The organism is Chitinophaga sp. YR573 (genome assembly GCF_900110995.1).
Lineage (GTDB): Bacteria > Bacteroidota > Bacteroidia > Chitinophagales > Chitinophagaceae > Chitinophaga.
In genome coordinates this window covers 3,708,388-3,727,004 of sequence record NZ_FOJF01000001.1, presented here as the reverse complement: position 1 = coordinate 3,727,004, position 18,617 = coordinate 3,708,388, and the positions used below count along the sequence as shown (strand labels likewise).

General features: G+C 42.4%; 12 protein-coding genes. All 12 read right to left on the bottom strand.

The annotated features are described in order from the left end of the window. Positions 1 to 2: 2 nt before the first annotated feature. Positions 3 to 2,690: a hypothetical protein gene (locus tag BMW86_RS15850; protein ID WP_143056587.1), complete on the bottom strand. Its 2,688-nt coding sequence runs from the start codon at positions 2,688 to 2,690 to the stop codon at positions 3 to 5. Positions 2,691 to 2,763: 73 nt separating this feature from the next. Beyond that, positions 2,764 to 5,415, bottom strand: coding sequence for a hypothetical protein (locus BMW86_RS15845; RefSeq protein WP_089782700.1), 2,652 nt, complete (start codon positions 5,413 to 5,415; stop codon positions 2,764 to 2,766). Then, complete coding sequence (locus BMW86_RS15840; RefSeq protein ID WP_089782699.1) at positions 5,415 to 10,046, bottom strand: hypothetical protein; 4,632 nt, start codon at positions 10,044 to 10,046, stop codon at positions 5,415 to 5,417. Before BMW86_RS15840 ends, BMW86_RS15845 begins: the two co-directional genes overlap by 1 nt. Continuing rightward, positions 10,043 to 10,918: a hypothetical protein gene (locus BMW86_RS15835; RefSeq protein WP_089782698.1), complete on the bottom strand. Its 876-nt coding sequence runs from the start codon at positions 10,916 to 10,918 to the stop codon at positions 10,043 to 10,045. Before BMW86_RS15835 ends, BMW86_RS15840 begins: the two co-directional genes overlap by 4 nt. Then, positions 10,906 to 11,397: a hypothetical protein gene (locus tag BMW86_RS15830; protein WP_089782697.1), complete on the bottom strand. Its 492-nt coding sequence runs from the start codon at positions 11,395 to 11,397 to the stop codon at positions 10,906 to 10,908. Before BMW86_RS15830 ends, BMW86_RS15835 begins: the two co-directional genes overlap by 13 nt. Further along, positions 11,394 to 12,077, bottom strand: coding sequence for a hypothetical protein (locus BMW86_RS15825; RefSeq protein WP_089782696.1), 684 nt, complete (start codon positions 12,075 to 12,077; stop codon positions 11,394 to 11,396). The genes BMW86_RS15830 and BMW86_RS15825 overlap by 4 nt, the downstream gene beginning before the upstream one ends. Positions 12,078 to 12,499: 422 nt before the next feature. Next, positions 12,500 to 13,603, bottom strand: coding sequence for a hypothetical protein (locus BMW86_RS15820; protein ID WP_089782695.1), 1,104 nt, complete (start codon positions 13,601 to 13,603; stop codon positions 12,500 to 12,502). Next, a complete protein-coding gene (locus BMW86_RS15815; RefSeq protein ID WP_177189276.1) occupies positions 13,604 to 14,782 on the bottom strand; it encodes a hypothetical protein in 1,179 nt (392 codons plus the stop codon). It abuts the gene before it with no gap. A gap of 200 nt (positions 14,783 to 14,982) precedes the next feature. Further along, a complete protein-coding gene (locus tag BMW86_RS15805) occupies positions 14,983 to 16,152 on the bottom strand; it encodes a hypothetical protein (protein WP_143056585.1) in 1,170 nt (389 codons plus the stop codon). Positions 16,153 to 16,510: 358 nt separating this feature from the next. Further along, complete coding sequence (locus BMW86_RS15795; RefSeq protein WP_089782690.1) at positions 16,511 to 17,023, bottom strand: hypothetical protein; 513 nt, start codon at positions 17,021 to 17,023, stop codon at positions 16,511 to 16,513. Beyond that, a complete protein-coding gene (locus BMW86_RS15790; protein WP_089782689.1) occupies positions 17,020 to 17,478 on the bottom strand; it encodes a M15 family metallopeptidase in 459 nt (152 codons plus the stop codon). The genes BMW86_RS15795 and BMW86_RS15790 overlap by 4 nt, the downstream gene beginning before the upstream one ends. 8 nt (positions 17,479 to 17,486) lie before the next feature. Beyond that, the gene (locus BMW86_RS15785) at positions 17,487 to 18,605 is read right to left on the bottom strand and encodes a hypothetical protein (protein ID WP_089782688.1); all 1,119 of its coding nucleotides are present in this window, start codon (positions 18,603 to 18,605) and stop codon (positions 17,487 to 17,489) included. Positions 18,606 to 18,617 lie beyond the last annotated feature (12 nt).

The following is an 18,617-nucleotide window of genomic DNA, read 5'->3' as shown; positions in this document are numbered from 1 at the left end:
ATTTACCGTGTCGGGTTATAACCTGGTATGAGGGGGTTGGTAGAAAAAAAGTTATTCTGGAAATTGTAACCGGAAGTCCCTGCCGGACTACTTTGTGCAGGGGCGAGCAGAGAGGTAATGAACCTTTCTGTAACATCATTTTTCAAAAACGCTGTCAGTTGGTTCCAATCAGAAAATAAAACGTTGTTGATGGGAACTTCTCTGGCATTTATCTCTTTGTTTTGGGGATCAGATATGTATAACTTAACCTTATATCTTCCGTTAAAATTTTCAACCTCATGGCGAACCTGGTAGCGGCCAGTGAGTTCATTGGATGTAGGGATACTTTCTTCAAAGGAGTTTCCGGTACGGATATTTTCACCCAGTTCCAGCAGGGACCTGGTAGAGGACAGGAAGTCGGGGACGGAGAAATTATTTATTCTGGCAGTCTGAGAATCTACAACAATTTCCTGGGGATTGTTTTTATCAACATCCGGATTACTTATCCTAAGGCGTACATTACCATCTTTGTCCTGAACGTAGGAATAAGCAGTTTCTTTAAGGTGATCACCATTAATCATCTCCCTTACTTTTTTCCAGTTGGTGGCCCCTCCCATTTCTGTTTCTCTGGCATTTGCTGCGAGGGTACTTACAAAATTGGCTATGGGCCTAAGCTCATCAGGTTTAGCGCTGGGAAGAGTGAGGGCGACTTCATTAAAAATACCTGCGTACTTTTTTATCTCATCCTTTATATATGCCGCTTTATCAGCATTTACCCTGGAAAGTGGCTTAATTGTCTGCTGGTATAAATTTCTAAGTGAAGAAAGATGAGCTCCTTCAGGCGTGTCATCACTACCTTCCGCTTTCAGAATAGCATTGTATTTTTCCGGTGTCAAACCATACTGGGCAAGAGTTTTAGCATCAGGAGCCGGCGTATATGTTCCACCAGGAGATCCTATTCCAAGAGAGGGGGTCGATATGGAGGTTGAAATTCTTAAGGATTCATAGGCTTTCAGATCTCCAGGAGATATCATACTACCATATATCTGAACAGCAGGCTGAGAATTAAATCGGTTTTCAGCATTTTTATATGCCTGAAACTGACTCGTTGTCCTTACATAATTATCGGCTTTGCCCTCCACATCATTTAAAACCTTTGCCAGCTTTGTGGAAACCAGTCTTTTCTCATCTGCATCTTTTAGTGTTTCCTTTATGGTAATATCAAGCCCAGGATCTCCCTTCCGGTAAGCATCCCACCACTCCGCCTGGGCGCGAATCGCAGCTCCTTCGCTACCCTTCTTTATCGAATAAACATCTTCAGTAATACCATCGCCATTAAGATCTTTGACCGTTCTGTTAACATAGGACTCTCCGAATTTTCTATAGAGAAGCCCCATCATGCTCTGATCCATCTGGTCACCAACGGATTGAAGTCTGCCTCTAAAACTATCAAGGGTAATACCCCGTCTGTCTTTTTCGCTTAAGGGAAGTACAGTGGCAGTGACAGGAGACCATCCACCGCCTTCTTCATCATCACTTTTTTTGCTTTTAGCAGAAGATTTATGTGCCATACTTACAGTGGCAGCCATCTGCGCCTTTTGTAAATCAGCCCATACTTTGAACTCTTCAAACATTGCTTTGTAGCTGGGATTGTCAACCACCTTTGTGGATGTTTCCGAAAAGCCCAGCATATTACTCACACCTCCTAACCAGGACTCATAGTATATAGAACTTTTAATCCCATCGGGATTGGTGAGCGCTGCTTCTTTATAGGATTTTTTCGAGCCGGAAAGCTCTGATCTCTTCTTTTCAATGGCGGCAATCCGTTCTTTTATTTCTGCAATCTTTCCTGCGTTGCCCGCCTGTAAAGACATTTCAAGGTTTTCATTATCCAACAGCCGCTGATAAGTGCCTTCAGTCGTTTTAAAATGTCCATCAATAAGTTTGTTAAGATCATCTGGAGAATTAATATTTCTATGTTGATATAATCCGGAGAAAGCCAGCTGCTCGCGCTGTCCCCCGGTAAGCAGACCATTTATCTGATCTGCAATCTGGTCAGGACGTAATTCTTTTACGCTCGTTTCTATCAAAGTGCGTCCATCTTTGCCAACCGTTTCATTATTAACAGTTTCATAAGCGTAGAAATCACCGTTGGGTCGCTGCACGAGTGTAGAGTTGGGTTTGGCATCTTTCCAGGATTTAATAACTTCAGCAGCCACGTCTTCATAGGGTTTGTAGCCGCCGGTTTGGTAGCTGACTCCAGGTTGTGGAGCATTCATCCAGGAAGACATCTCTCTTCTCAAAAGCCATTCGTTTTCCGGTGCCCATTTACCATTTTTCTTTGCTTCTGCGATGTCACTTTCGTCTTTGAGGTATTTCTGGGTACCGATCACCGCATTCTTTATTACCGGATCATTTGCAACGATACCGGCAAGTTTTCCAACCTGATTAACAATGCCCCTGCCCGACCAGTCAGCAGAAGCGACCTTGTTTACCTTTTCTGCTAATTCACCAATTCTTCCCTGCAGATAATCTGAATCTACCTGCCTGGCAATATTTAATCCTGATAAGGAATCCAGGTAGCTATTAACTTTTTGGACTCCCTGTTCGTACTGCTGTTGCCGTTGCATTCCCACAGTGGCATAAATATCCATGGGAATTTGTTGAATATATGGGTTAAACTGGCGTGGTTGTTCTAAAAAATTTGCCATTAGGGTTAATCGGGTTGGAACAAAATTAAAACTATAACAGCTGCTATCACCATGCTGGTTAACGATGTTTAACCTATGAAGTTGATTTTAATCTGCGCGATGTAGTAAGCAGCGACATTCGTTTTTTCAAGCTATTATTCCAGTTTTGATATTCCAGTTTGGCTTGCTCGGCATCAGATGGGGTGTTCACCACTTTCTTCCTCAACTTTCCACTTCCATCATACTCGTTTCTGGTGCGCTGATAATACTGTTCAGGTGAGCTAATATCTGCACCAGCTCCAAAAGACATCTCCTCATTTGGCTGGTATTCAATATTTCCATTATTATCAAAATTATATTGAGGAAACATAGAAGACAGCGCGTTATATCCTCTTGTCTCCAGCCTGTTTTGAGCAATCTTCGATGAAATGGAATTAATAGCATTATTAATATTTTGGCGTGTATTGGCTACAGCCTGCGACTGCCTTACAAACTGCGTATCTGCCAGCTGTAAATTTTTAAGCTGCGCGTCATTTAGTAACGAAATGTTTTTGTTTGTGATATCATTAGTTATTCCCTGATTGGTTCTAAACTCATCCCCCAGCACTGCCGAATCAGCTATATATTTCTGACCAGCCAGAATACTTAATGCAGAAGGATTATTTCCCGACTGCATGGCAACACGATTAAAAGTGGCTGCGTTTTCATTTAACTTATCCTGAAATGTTACCTGGTAAGGAGCAAATAAATTAGGCTCATATCTTTGTCCGGGAACAAAATCAGGTCTTTCTCCCAGCGCTAAAAGCTCTGGGCCATATTGAGAAAAGGCCAGTGGATTTGGATGACCGGGGCGAGCAGGAGATCCAGGATTATCAATATCTGTGAGTGGGACCTTATTTTTACCGGGAACTTTTGCCTGTTCTGGGCTATCTGGCGGATTGTTAGTATAGGTACCAGGTCCCTGCGGAAGGTTTAAAGGAGCAACGGTCATTTTCGGAGGATGAATGCTCGCATCAATTACAGGATCCTTTGGCTTATTAGTAAAAAGAAAATCCAGATCATAGAGCTTACTATCTTCCCCTTGTGTAATCACATTCATCATGTGTTCCAGCTCGGCATTATTTAAGCTGCCAACCTTTTTACCTTTCAGGTCACCGATATCAATTTTATAGCCTTCAGAGTTTGTCCAACGGCTGATGGCATCTTCTACGCTACGGGACTTATATCCAGGACCTTTCAGCAGCGCTTTCATTGCTTGCAAACCAGCCTGCTTTGATGGGAAAACGGCGAAGTTATCTCCGTCAGAAGATTTATCTCCTTTGGTAGCACCGTATTTTTTCGCAAGCCATCCGGCATATTTGATATTACCGGGATTATTATGTCTTTCAGCCATGGAGGGTTTACGCACCTTGGTACCATCCTGCGCAATAATATAGCCATGTTTTGCCTTGCTTCCGGAATTATTGCCGTCTGCCAGTAATGCCTTCTCCTGGAGATGGGATAAATTCTCCTTTAGCGATGTGAGAACTGCCTGATCCCTGCTGGCTCCAGCTATTTGCAATTTGCCCGTATTATATGAAAGGCGTTCAAACTTATCAGTCGGATCATTTTCGGCCATTAAACTCTTTGCCTTGGATAACTTCTTTGACAGCATGGCTTCCAGTGCGCCGATTTTTTTCCCTGCAGTCTTAAACTTCATAGTGCTGCCTGGAATGGTGAGGTCTCCGAAAATGTTAAGATCGCCGGCTCTATCCTGATAGGCTGTTTCCCCTCCTTCTACTTCCACATTTTGCCCGGCATAATTAATTGGGATACCACCATTTTCATGCGAGGGGCCATTAAATTGCAACATCGGATTATTACCGGAAATAGAGTTCCCTCCAACCGGTGTCAGGCTTCCACCATTTCTATAGATGGCCTGTGAACCAGTTCCATACTGATAGGGATTATAACCACTATCCTGTAGCTGCTTTCTTTTAAGACGGGAAAACTCTTTGATGCCCCTGCTTTTATCATACAAGGAATTAATGGCAGAATTTACACCTGTTATCACAGCGCCGGCATTAAGGCTCATATTAAATCCGGATCGGCCAGCATTTGCAGCAATTGGCACGGGGCCTTGATCTCCGTCCTGGTACATCTGTCCATTTTTCCCATCAATGTAGTATTGTTGATCTTCCGGCTCTGGGCCATTGACAGAGGCGTCATTGGGAATAAGACGACGATTCTGAGGATTGTTAAAATAATCTGCAATCTGCATATCCCTGACCGGTAATGGAGACACGGGTGTATTTTCCAGCTCACTGGATATTTTCCGGTTTCTTCCAACTGGCAGGATATCTCCATACTGGGCCTTTCTACCATTTTTGATTGCACCGCCCTTTTTCATTACTGGTTTTACGCCGGGGGGAAGCTTAACAGGTGGTAATTTCCCAATCGGAGTCATTCCTGGCAAAACGGCTGCCGGATCCATTACAGGTATGGGTTTGCCCGCAGGGATATAGGTACCGGCAGGATAACCCTTAACGGGAGCGTAATCAATTTTACGATTGGTGAGTGCTCCCAAAGAGTCTAACGTAAAATAATCAGTTCTATCCGGAATATCTATGCCAGTATCATAACCCCAATTAACTGTGGTATGTATATTCTGGGTAGGTACATTCCATTGCTTTGCCAACTGCTGGATGCGGCTTACACGGGTTGGTTCAAATTTCTTTTTTCGCAGGGCTTGTAAATCGTCAGGCATTATTTGAAAGAGTCTTGGGTATTGGTTAACAAAAAATTGGTGATAAGCTTATACGGCCCCTGGCTATCATAGATAAGTCTGATACGTGCATCTTTAGAACGTATCCTTGATTTTGTATGTGGCCGCATCCCATAGTCAAGATTTTCTTTGATGAAGATCCTGTCCACGGAGGGTAGCTGACAGGAGCGGGAAAAAAATGGCAGGTTTCTGGAAGAAACGATATCCCAAAACTGATTGAAGTTAAACAGGTGATCAGATTTTGTAACCAGAATATCTTTGGAATCAGTATTGAATTTAGGATATGACAGGTAAGCTTTCAGGTTCCCTCTGGGCTTTGGTTTCAGATTCAATATTCCAGAGCATTGAGAGTCAGAATAAATAACGGCATGATTAAAATAAATATCATTTTCAACCTCATGGTAAGATTCTGCACTGGTATATTTTAATACAGTAGTATAATCATGGACAGATCCTATAATGGTTTCCTGTCCACCAAATTGCAGCGGATACTCCAGTATATATTCAGCTGGCAGGCCATAGAAGCTACCATAAGTGTAGGCGGTTCCATGATCATATTGCCCACCGGAAAATCCTGTCTGGAAAAATGCCGGATGACCTATGTAGTAATCAGGAATATAGCTATGGTAAGCTACCCATGCTCCGGTGATAAAGCTATAGGATAGCGTCCAGGATTTATTGCAGAAATACTGAGCATCTGAAAGCTGAACCTGTTTATTATCCAGGAAGAATTTTCCATTTGAATACTCAATACCGGCGTTCAAAGGAAGAAAGTCCTTTTTTGTCAAAAGCAAACGATTATACCTGGTATCAAAGATCCCGGTAAGCCCTATGTGATTAAAATGATTGTCAGTACCTATTTCCTTAAACAGGGAAGTAATCTGAAAAGGCAGATTATTCATAAGCCAGCTATTCATTCCTTTTAAAGCCAGATCCTCTATGCTAGTGCCTTTATGGAGCAACACCTGTCCCCGGATAGTGTCTACCCAGATATTGCCATATGGACATTTAATCAGCAGTTTGTGAGCGCTACCAGCGTATCCGTAATCGCTTTCTATAAAATCAACAGGGGGCCCTGAAAAGAAAGCAGGGTTTCCAAGTTGGGCAATCCCAGCCTGTGTATCCAGCGTTGCCATTACATTATATATAAGGCTTTTATGTCTTAACCTGACCAGCAGACGCCTGTCTTCAATACCATCGACAGCGGTTAGTGGGCCATAGTTTTTCGGCAAATCAAAATAACTAACGGGTCTGTACACTAACCAGTTATTTTTCAGCTCCTCCATATTTGCTTTTTCTGAATAAATGATCCGGTTGGCAAAATGTGTCTGACAGGTTTTTGTGGGATCAAAATTCTCCTGGAGAGGGTGGAAATAGGTTTCTTTGTTTTGCTTGGAATAGCTCTTATTATAAACGTAAAGATTATCGTTTGCAATCGGAACAAAGGTTTCCTGTAACCAGTCATCGGGAATATCGGCTCCAACATTTGGGAAATAGTCCCCTTCCTTAATATTGATAGCCTGGCGGTAATCAGTATTTACTTCTGATTCCGTAAAAAAGTATGGGATGCCATAAGCAAACAGATAGGCTTTTCCTATCTCGTTCATATTCTTTGTGGCAGCACAATCCAGGTTGATATTAGCCACACCTAATACTTCCAGGTAAGCCTGGAAAAGTTTATTAAGAATTGTAAGTCCTGCACGCAGCGGTTTTGTTCCACCACTAACCAGATTTCCGAGTACTGTCCAAAAACCAAAATCCGTTAAGGTGTTCATTTCACTTTCAAGTCCGGACAAATCAGCATCGACATCTATTGGTTTGGTAGAATACCAAAACATAGGATATCCAATATTGGAGAGATCATCTAAGTTTATATCCGTTCCTTCACCTTTATTTACTGTTTCATCAAGAAAAAATGCGAGTTTTCTTTTCAGTGCAAACCGGTTAATGAAGCAGTCCCCGCCAAAAACGGTAGCAAACTTATACAGCCTTACTCCATTTTCATCTGACAGTGGTTGGTAGTATCCGGTATCTACGCTCTCATAAGAGTACATCCTTCCATATTGTCCGGGAACGATCCTTTTTATTGCTCCATAATATGCGCAAATATTCCTTTCTTCAATTTCAGAAGGAGATTTTGAGCATCCGGATTCAGAGATCAGGTACCTGGAATTATCAGCGGCGATGTCTTCAGAAACTTCATGGGGAAATGGTAAGGGACCCGCTACTTTTAAATACACGCTGCTTTCCCGTCGTAAATTGTTAATGGTATGAATATCTCCCAAATGCTGCATACCGGCAGTGAGATAGCCGCCGATATCAATACGGCGAATTTTCGAACCACTATTTTCAACCGGAACAGATCTGGAATAATTTCCTACCACATTTAACTGCCAGCCATAATTTACCGCTGGTGTGATATTTTTAATCACTTCAAGCGTAGAAGTGAAAGAAGGAATTACAGCCTGCAGCTGTAATCCAGCTTGCGCCTGGAATGCCTGGGTTCCGAAACCACCCCCGATGTCTAAAGTTATTACGCTCGCCATTCCGGCTGCGAAAGCCAGCTTAGTAGCATCTTTGGTTAAAAATTTATATTTCGCATTATCTTTTACCTCTACAAAATGTGATCGGGATTTACCATATTCGACGCTTTCCAGTTTCAGATAACCACTATCTACCCCATAGGGCTGATAAAAGTGAGTATCAGGAGAATGGAAGGTATACCGTTGTTTACTTTCCTGACTGGAAAATCCATCCAGACGGGCTGTCGGATTATCTCCGGATTTAGCCGTAATTTTCTCTGCTGCCAGAAAAGGATCAGGACGAAGATCGTTTAGCGGATAATTTGGATAGAAACTCGTTGTACCTTGATAATTATACGTGCCCACATTAAAAAGCAACCCCTTTGCTACTACAGACTTATGACTTGCTCTGTTAGCACGAGTGATTTTAAAGCCGGCAATCTGGGATTTGTCAGCATCGCTTAAATCGGAGTTATCAATGGCATCATAAAGGCTGCGCAGGTCTACCCGGACTCCTTTAGGATATATACTATGCTGAAATCCGACATTACCGGTAGTATTATCGTCATGAATCGGGCAAACGACGGCATCTGGAAAGCGGTGATGACGAATAGGTTTTCCGGCCAGATCTCCCCATATATATCTATTATCAGGGTATAGCTCAGTGGACTCATGATATCCGAATAGACCATATTGATAGGGGCCTATATAACAGTTATCTGCTCCACGATCTATAAAGTCTTCGCTGTGAGCAATAAAAGTAGCCGTGTTATACACCTGCCAGCGCAGGGTGGGCTTTGGATCAGCACAAGGGTTCTCGTCATATACAATGACATCATCGCCGGTAATAATCTGAAGATCATAATCAGTAGGCAATCTACCAGGGATATGAAACTTTTCAGTGATTTTTCCATTTCGTAAAATAAAGCACCCCTCAAAGGCGTACACCTCATCGCCCATATATCCTCTGTACTGCGATGTGTTAATGGGATTATTGTATCCTTCAAATTTGGTAACAGGAATCTTCCAGGTTTCCCAAAACAATTTCACTTTAGACCATATCTGTTGGTAATTGATTTTCTGATGGACAGCCATATCTGCCCAAATAAGGGCATTATCACTGGTAGTCACATCCTGAGCGGTATCATAATAGGGGAATCGTTCAAAAATATCTTCCATAGTAAGCCTGACATCTGATTTACTTTCTCCGGAATAAATCAATTGTACGCTTCCACTACCAACAGGATAAGTTCCGACCAGCTCCACGTTGGCGATATTATTAATCGTTTTTATTAAAACCAGGTTAAAGTAGTCATACAGACCACTTCTATCAAGTCCGGTTATTGATAAGGCAATTGCTTTATCGCTTAAAAGATCGGTGTCCTGGGTGTAACGGGACTCCCAAATACCAATGGCGTTGGTAATGCCATAAAATCCAGTGAGTCCACTACCCAGACTGCCTGCATACTGAACGGCAAATTGGTAGCTACCCATTCTTAAAGATCCACCTACAGTTGAAGCTGTGGGGGTAATTACCGGAATGGAAAAATTAGGTTGAACAAGCAGCTTATTACAGTCGGCTGTTCCTTCCTGTTTTATTTTTTTAGTGCTGTCAGCCGGATCCGGCAGCTCTAACCAGGGAAGCTCCTCCAGATCTATCCATCGTGGAGGATTAAGCCCGTCAGTCCAAAATAGTTGGGTGCTGCAGTTTGATGTTTTAACTATTACTTTGTGTATTGGAAATGAAATATTAAAGTTTAAACAACGGGCATTTATGATCGTTGCATAGGTACACTGGCCATGGGTTTGCTGGCAGATTTCACAATCTCCGGAATCAGGGTTAACCATGAAAAAGACGGAGCGCTGCTGCTCAATAATATTTTTTAACCCTATGACTTTAAAACCAGGCTTTAACTGGCCGCAAAGCTCGTTAGATTGCTCGTTTTGATAGCAAAGCATCTTCCCGTCAAAATTCTGGAGTACTGCATTTCGCGCGAAAGTCAGCTGCCCTTCTTTCATTGCTGAAATTGCAGCGTCAGTATTCATTCCCAGCTGGGCTGTATTTGCGGTATAGGGGTTATCGCTTCTCACCTGATAATATATTTGTTCATGCGACGGCTGGCAGCATGTATGCTGCTGATTTTCTGGCCAATGGTTTGTTTCTTTACCTCCGCGTCTGCATTGATATAGGCATCATAGTATTCTTGTTTATATAGCTGATATTTTCGCTCTGCCTGGTTAAAAGATTCATCAGCTACCTCATTGAAGATCTGTTCATACATCTTGTATTTTAAAAATGCCTTGATGTATTCTATGATTCGGTGGTTATCTGGTATGAGTTGGAACTCAGAATCGTCAAATTCTTTTTTATAAAAGATGATGTGCAGGGTACCTTCCGTAAATCCGGTAAATATTTTTCCATCCCGGATATCAAAGATATCTGGAGCATCTTTGCTGATAGCATCACAATCCTTGCTGCATAGGTTTAAGACATTTCTGTTTCCTGGCTTAAGCCGGTAGGAGTGATTAAAAGTCAGAATGGTCTGTGTGGTCGTTTTACTTACTACCTGGAATTTTTTATCGCAAGTCTCAGGACATGAACATGGATTACAGGAGTCAAAATCACCGCCCGGAGAGATGACATAGGTATTACTACTATATAGTGCTCCTGGGTTGGGCATAGTAAAATAAGAAGACTGGCAGGACCATACTTCGCGGATGAAACTGAAATCGGCTGGAAGGCATGCAGAAAGATTACTCAGCTCAACAATAACTTCATCTATTTTGTAGGTTGCTCTCCCAATTTTCTTTAAAGCACTCTCCGTATATATAGGAAACATGGTATCATCCACCACCCCGGTAGCAAAATAACTTTTCATCTCCTCTTTAATTTCTGCATACATAGATGAGGGGGAGATAAATTCGTAGGGATAATAATAGGATGGATGGGTTAATCCTGCCATTGGCGATATATTTGAGCGTATTTAGGGTCTGACTTTAAATACTGGGCTAATTTTCTTGAAGGGATTCTGTTAGCTCTGAAACTAAAACAACCAGCACCGGCAAAACGGGCATTTTTAACAAACCACTTCCAGCGATATTTATTACCATCAGTGTGAGCGTTCAGGTGATATATGATCTTTTTATGCTCTCGGGTTTTCTGCCAGTTAATGGGTAGGCCGGTAATCGTTACAGCTTTTCCAGTTTTGTTTAAAAATGTTTTCTGTCTGGGAGGGCGAAACTTGGCAATACTTATTTCTCCAAGTCCAAATGGGAGTTTTATGCGCTCACCGGTTTCAAGGACATGATCTGCCAGTAACGTATTAAATCCCAAAATAATTTCTTTGTACTGGATAAAAGAAATCTGTTCATTAGGATGCTGGCTGCAAAAATCATTATATGCTGCTTTACTGGTACTTCTATAATCAATTCGAGGTCTCATCGCGCTTCTTCTTTTTCGTTACTCACCGGATCTGCTAAAGATGATTTAAACAATCTTCCGAGTTTTTCATAGACAGCATTTTTCGCATTTTCAATTAAGTACTGAGGACATTTAAAATCTTCATCAAGGGGATTGAGACAACTTTGATCCACAGTCGCATCTGCGCACTGGCAGTCTGTCCCCTCAAAGGTTACTCCCTCTTCAAAATAAGCTACCAGGTTAATGGCTTCCAGATCAGGATCAGTGATATACAGATAACCATCCAGTAACCAGTAATACCCTTTTTTATTGGGTATGTTTAATCGTAAAATATTTTCATACCTGGAAGGATTAGCTTCTTTGAACTTCTTCCTACCATCAATGGTAAAAATTCCCTGGATGGCCAGCCCGAATGTTCCAAGATCTGCAATGCCCTTAATTCTGCACTGGGAACGGCGGATTGTGCAGGGGGCCGAATAGTTACAGCACTCTGCTACAGGCACCTCACAGAGTTTCAGACATCTGATCTGGGTAAAAAGAGTTGGGGTATTCCATAGCCTTCGCAATAGCAAATCCCTTCTGATGAGTAAAGCGGCGGCACTACGTAATTCAGATGCCAGCATTCTATCGGTGAGTACACTATCTGCACTTACCTGCTTGAGCATGGATCTGAGGTCAGATACAATCTGGCGTAGGGTCATAGGGGTTATGGGTTAACAACGAGAATTCTTACCTGTAAAATTAAAACATTAAACAGCAGATAATTAAACACAGGCCATTTCTTCAATCTAACAAGTTAAAGAAATCAGGATTTTTGATTTTCTGAATAGTTGAATTACGTGAGAGTCAAAACATCAATACCTATCATACATTTACAATAGTTATTACACTGTCAGAATATATTCCCCCGCTACAGTTCGGGCAGATTTCGGAATATTCTATTTCCCAACTCCCGGAAGAGGGAACAGTAAAAGTTAGCGGTAATTGAGCCTGAGAGTAATATTGAGGCAGGTAGGTAAAAGCAGAGGCTGAACCTTCTGCCCGATATCCTATGCGTAAAGACGAACCAAACTTAATCATGGTGGTTCCAGTAGAAACATCTGGCATTTTTAAAATATTGGGGTTAACAGGAAATAGTGGGCGATTGCGTTATTTTCCGACACACATAATTGCCAATACCTGCGCTGGTGTCCAGTTGCCACCCGGCTTCACAGACAGCTATATCAAGGCGTTCACCTTTAAAGTCTCCAGTTCGAAAAAGGATATTTAGCGCTGCATCGCTTGTGGCGGCAGCTATTTGCTGGGCAGTATTATCATATACAATCGCTGCGAAAGCATCGTTTACTGATCCATCACCGGTAGCCTGGAAATTGAGATAGTTTGGACCGGAGGGCAGATCTACCGGGATAATATGCCAGAGGTTAAAATTGCTGTTACTGACATTACTGGAAGAAGCTGCAGGTGCAGTAGCACATACGGTGCCTCCTGATGCTACGATTCCACTTGGGCCAGCTTCACATTGAACAATAATATTGTTATTGATATCTAACCTGAATGTATTATCCCCTCCCAGCCCGACATAAACTCTTTTTGGGGACGAGAGATTGAGCAAATAGGTAAACTGCAATACCGAACATGCAGCCAGTGCATCCTTTGTACCATCGCAATCAGCATCTATCCACACACTGTCCCTATTCATAACGCTCTCATTAGCGGAAGAACCACTATTATTAGGATCACCATAGCCCGCAGGAGTTCCCGTCCAATAGGCCCCTGTAAGTGCAGTATATGTATTGGAAGAAGGCAGGTGAATTGAAAATCCAGGATCATAAAGTCTGGCTCCATCGCCCGAATATGCTCCTGATTCTTTGGAATAGGCTAAACACATACCGGAAGAAAGAATTTCGGGGGGCATTGTTTCTTCCTTGTAACAAAAAGTATTATCCGGAGATAATGTAAACCCGGAAGGACAGCACGGCAGATCTGGGCCTGCAGGTACAACCACGGTAATAATCGCTTTTCGTCTTCTACAATTTGGACTAATTGCTGATACGGATACATAATAGGATTTGCCCTTTTCAAGATCCAGTGGGTACTGGCTGCCTGTGGTGGGGTTAGGGGTACTTGTTGGGGTAATCCATACAGAGGAACCGGCCTGCCGGTATTCAATGAGCGTTCCGGTGGCACCGGCTGTGGGCGTAAACTTTATTATATAGGGAGCAGTCATTTATGCTGGTATTGCCTGAACATTAGTAGGTGGAGCGCAAGGAGAAGGACAGGATGAAACCAAAGCGCAAAACCTTGCCTTGATATCTGCATCTGTCTCCATTATATCAAAGAGACGATCTATTAATAAATCGTAATCTATTGAAGACGATATCTGTAACTTGCCACTGTTTGGGGATACAGCAGTATTAATTGTTCCATTTGATCCTATAATTTTTTCATCCAGAAAGCCGGCTGCAGCATCAGAAGAGGTAGACTTTACTTTGTATTCCGGTTGGGAAGAAGTTTTGATAATAATTTTGCCAGAAGTGGTAAATGTATCCAAAATTATTCCTTCTCCCTGTTCAAGTTTATCTTCAAGAGTCCCTGGATTACTATCTGCCGCAGATACAGCAACAAGTCTATCAGATCCTGCAACCTGCCCTGAAAGCGATATTTTCTTTCCCAGGCAGGGCTGCGTTCCATCGGCATCAGAAATATTGAACATATCAGTATCAACCTGTCTGATCGTATTTTTGGTAAGCAGATCTATCGCCTCAAATATTTTTGATAATGTTCCTTCAAGGCTCGTAACCCCCGAAAAGTTGATACAGGAACTAGTTAATGCCGAAACAGAGAATGTGGGCAGACTACACAAACGTGCACGAATTTTTGTAATGGTATCTGAAAGGCTATCAAGCGCTGTACCTGCAGTAAGACATGTTCCGGTATTATCAAAAGTAGGAAGAGTCTGTCCCCCGGTGGTCAAAGCACAAATTTGATCTAACAGAAAGTTAAAGCCCTCCTGAATGGTCTGTGGTACAGGTTCAGCCGAAGAGCAATTGTTCCAGTCTACACTGGACAAGTCTAGCTGAGAGGAATAAACGTTACAAATAGCATTGGCAAGCTTAAATAAAGTTTCCGCAATGGAATCGGCCTGGGCAATGTTTAATACTGGACATTCATAATTGAAGCCAGCTTTATTTAACGTAGTAATATCATTTCTGATAGCCGTAATTTCTGCAGGAAAAATGTTGGTAGTAAAGTTCACCACAGTAGACCTCAGTTGGCAAAGCATTGCAGCCGTTTTTTCGGCAAATACTTTTTGGCTACTTACCGGTTCCAGGCACAGAAGACTATAATTATTAAAAGGATCGCTACTACCTGTGATCTCACAAATCTTCTGATCAATCTTTTGCAAAATGATATCCAACTTTTCCTTCGTGTCAGATACTATACAGTTAAGAGGAAGACCATCATTTTCAATACAGCTGGCCTTAATTATATGTTCGCAACAATCTGGATTACCGGGATCATTACATGGGGCATCAGGAAATGGGAAAGCATATATGGGGCCGGATGGATGGCAGTCTGGACAAGGCACTGATTTAAATTTAATGGTTAGTCAATTCTCATTATGTATCCGGTAATGGTAAAGCTGGGTTGACGATTATCATGGGACTGCCCTCCTCCACTATTAGCTATTGTTATACCCGTTTTGGCAATTGAAGTATCCTTGAGAGTGGTATTACTCTGATTGGCAGAATCAAATTTATTCCCTGAAAATTTTTCCGGTGTTGGATATATACTTTGGTGATAATGTCCAGGATCAACAACTCCATGGTTATGTACAGGCATCTGGGTTGCCAGTAGTTTTACAAAGCTGTATCCGAATTTCTGACCAGGTATATAGTTAGTACCGGCATTATCAGCCTTTGTAGGATCTATTTCACTGTCCAGGGCAAGACCAGGAATATCTTTTACTGCTGCCACCAGTGTTCTTCCTCTTAAATCAGGAATACCATTAAGTCCACTCATAAAATACCACCCTTCATAAGCAGTACCAACGAGTCCCTTTCCGGTAGCATCAAAATTAGTCACTGGTCCATAGTACGGCAACGGACAATATGGAGGGACAAATGAGTTAAACAGGAAAGACTGATTACTTCCTGTTCCCGATTTTACTATTCCTCTGCTCCCAAGTCCCCTTAATACCTGTCCCAGATACTCAGTTATCATTATCTTTGTTGCTTCCTCTACCGCTGGAGCAACCGTTGCTAATTGCGTTTGCAGCTCACATACTTTATTTAAAACACCCTGTAAAATGGCATCGCTGGAACTTCCCCCTCCGGGAGGAGTGATACATACTAACTGGAATGGATAAGGGGTAGGTTTTTCAGCATCTACTTTTTGTTGTAACTGGGTAATTGCCTGCCCGAGGCTGCACTGATTTGTCCAGATAATTTGCAGCAGGGAGGCGATCTGTGGCTCTTTTCCAAGTAGCTTACTGCTTAGGGCCGGACAGGTAGAGACATCAAAATCTTCCAGCGTCTTATCTTCTTTATCCAACAGCTCAGCGATCTTATCAATGATCTGCATTTCCAGAAATGTCAGCGGATCCCCGGTGCAAATACCCAGTAGTGGAATAGGATCTCCCCGCCAGATAACACAATCTGAGGAAACATTGACGCCATTACATTCATAGTTGGTTTTATTACAATCGCAGCCCATAGCTATAAAGGAGTTGAGATGTCCGGCTGATAATCTCACTGGTGGACAAACCGGCGGCATAATCAGGATTAATCATTCGGGCAGAAAGTATGTGCCGGTATATTAAAAGCCTTTTATCGGTGGTCATATCTACCGGGTTACTTAAACCCAACCGGGAATTACTTAATAGGTTATATCCGCTGGCAGAAAGGTGTTTATCAATCAGACAAATGAGATTGCGGCTATCCTGACATCCAGGACATGGATGGAGATTACTGGTAATAAACAGATTCATATTCCTTACGCGGGTTTTACAGGAGCGACTGTTGCTTCAGGGGTAAGGTTAGTCTGAGAGCAGGCATCACACACTATTTTACAATCACAGATAGCAGTACCACATATCTTACAGCTGGCCATACTTATTTTGTTTTTTTTCAGGTTAACAATCAAACTTATCAAGAAGTCGCTGAGCTTTTCGGTACAGATCCATGGCTAGTTTTTCATTGCAGATATTAGCGGCTGCCATGGCATATTGCAGGTAAAATGAAATCAGATCCAGTTTAGATCTGAACCTGGCAGCACTTCTACTGTCACAGTTACTTACATCTGCCTTCAGAAAAGCAATATCAAAGCGTTCCCTGATCCCATTTGTTTTTAAAAAGGTTTTCTGAGTATATATTTCATAATTGGGTCTAACGGAGTACTTCAGGTGATAAATACCGTCCGGCAGCGGCGCTGGTTTTACTTCCGGGTTGGTTAGCTCTATGCTGGTGCTGTTAAACAGGTTCACCGTTTTTGGGATAAAAGAAAGACCCACTTTTGAAAATCCCGGTGGGGTGATTTCAATAAATGGGTTTTCAATATTTTTTTCTGGTGGATAGCTGCTTACATCTGCGATGGCTAATATGGAGCTATTATAAGTCTCAATCAGGTCAATATCCAGGATGATCATAGGTTAACATATTGGGTACCTTTTATAAAATCTCCTTTCTTATATTTTTCCAGCAACTTTTGCCAGGTATACCCAAATGTGTTTTCCAGATGTGGATAGTCTTTGATAGATTTCCACTCCCCACCCCAGGTCCATCCTTTAGCTTTGAATGCCTGCGCCACTTTTTTCCAGTTCTCATCCACCTTCCAGGATATTTTGGTATCGATCAAAAGCGCATAGTCGAAAGCAAGACCATAATTGTGAATGCTCTCACCGCCGGCAGCATTGGTCACTTTGGATCCCGGCTTGGTTCTGCCTTGCGCAAACAGTCCATCCTGCTCTTTAAAAGTTCTGAGTGCCTGGGTAATACGAACCTGAACATTGTCTGGTAACTCCAACTCTTCCAGAATTTCCTTTACCTGAGAACGTACGCGGGGATGGAGTGTTTCAATTCTTTCAAGGGTTAACTTTTCCATTAGAGTCGTCAGTTAAATGAAGTGAACGTGCTGGTAGTAGAACTACTAGTTGTGGTAGTTGTTCTCACTACAGGAGATACATTTGTTGGAGCGGCCCCCAGATAGGCTGTCATTATTGTCTCGAACGGAGCGCTCTGAGTGATAGGAATGGCAATAATTACCGTCTGATCCTGAGGCAGAGAATTATCCCAGGTTCCCAGATCATCTACTGACAGAAATTTCAGGTAATAGGTATCGTAATATTGCCCATCAACTACATAGCTTTCATAGGCTCCATTCCATCCAGGATTGTTTACCAGGGTTTTAAACTCCGGGGACTGATAGGAATAGTAATATTTCTCCATCTGGTATATCTGTTCAGAATTTCCTCTGATAAATCCATATTGAGGGGTCGTTGTAACGGTGGCAATCTGCTCACATCTGTCATAGACCAGCGGATCCTGCGTGGTATCTGCCCCTTTGGTTACAAAAACGGCGTACCATAACCTGTCATATTCCCATGGGTTAGCACTCACATCACAAATCCTTCCATCCGGGGTAAGTGGTTTACCATTAATGATAAGTTTGGCATCGGCACCTTCCCCCTCACGGGTAACATCGATGTAGTTTGAAAGCACACTACCCATAAATGGGCCAGAGACCATAAATTTGGCGATAGCATCATCGAGCATGAGCTGAACGTCAGCGGGATCTGTGTTTGTGCAGGGATCAGCTCCGCATCCGCAGCAAGGTGCCTCCACGGTTACAGATTGCGTATAGCCATTAGCAAAACCGCTATCAATATAGTTGCTATGGGCTCTGATGGTAATAGTCATCTGGTCACCGCATTTGACCTGAAAATCAGAAACAATGGTAGATTGATCGTATGTATTAGGTTCTGCAGTTACCTTATACCAGGAGACGATCTTATTTTTTGCAATTTTTCCGGATTTCTTTGATCCTGTATTTGGAACATTCTCTAACCTTCCCTGAGCCAGGTACAGATATGGTTCATTGACAGAAGAATAAGGCTGGTAGGCAGCCCCAAATACCCCAAATTGTTTTGGAAGAAGATCCTCAGTGGATCCGGCTACCGGCAAAGTGTTATTAGGGGGTAATACAAACATGGTAGTAAGTGAAAAATCCATGGTATTGGCTTA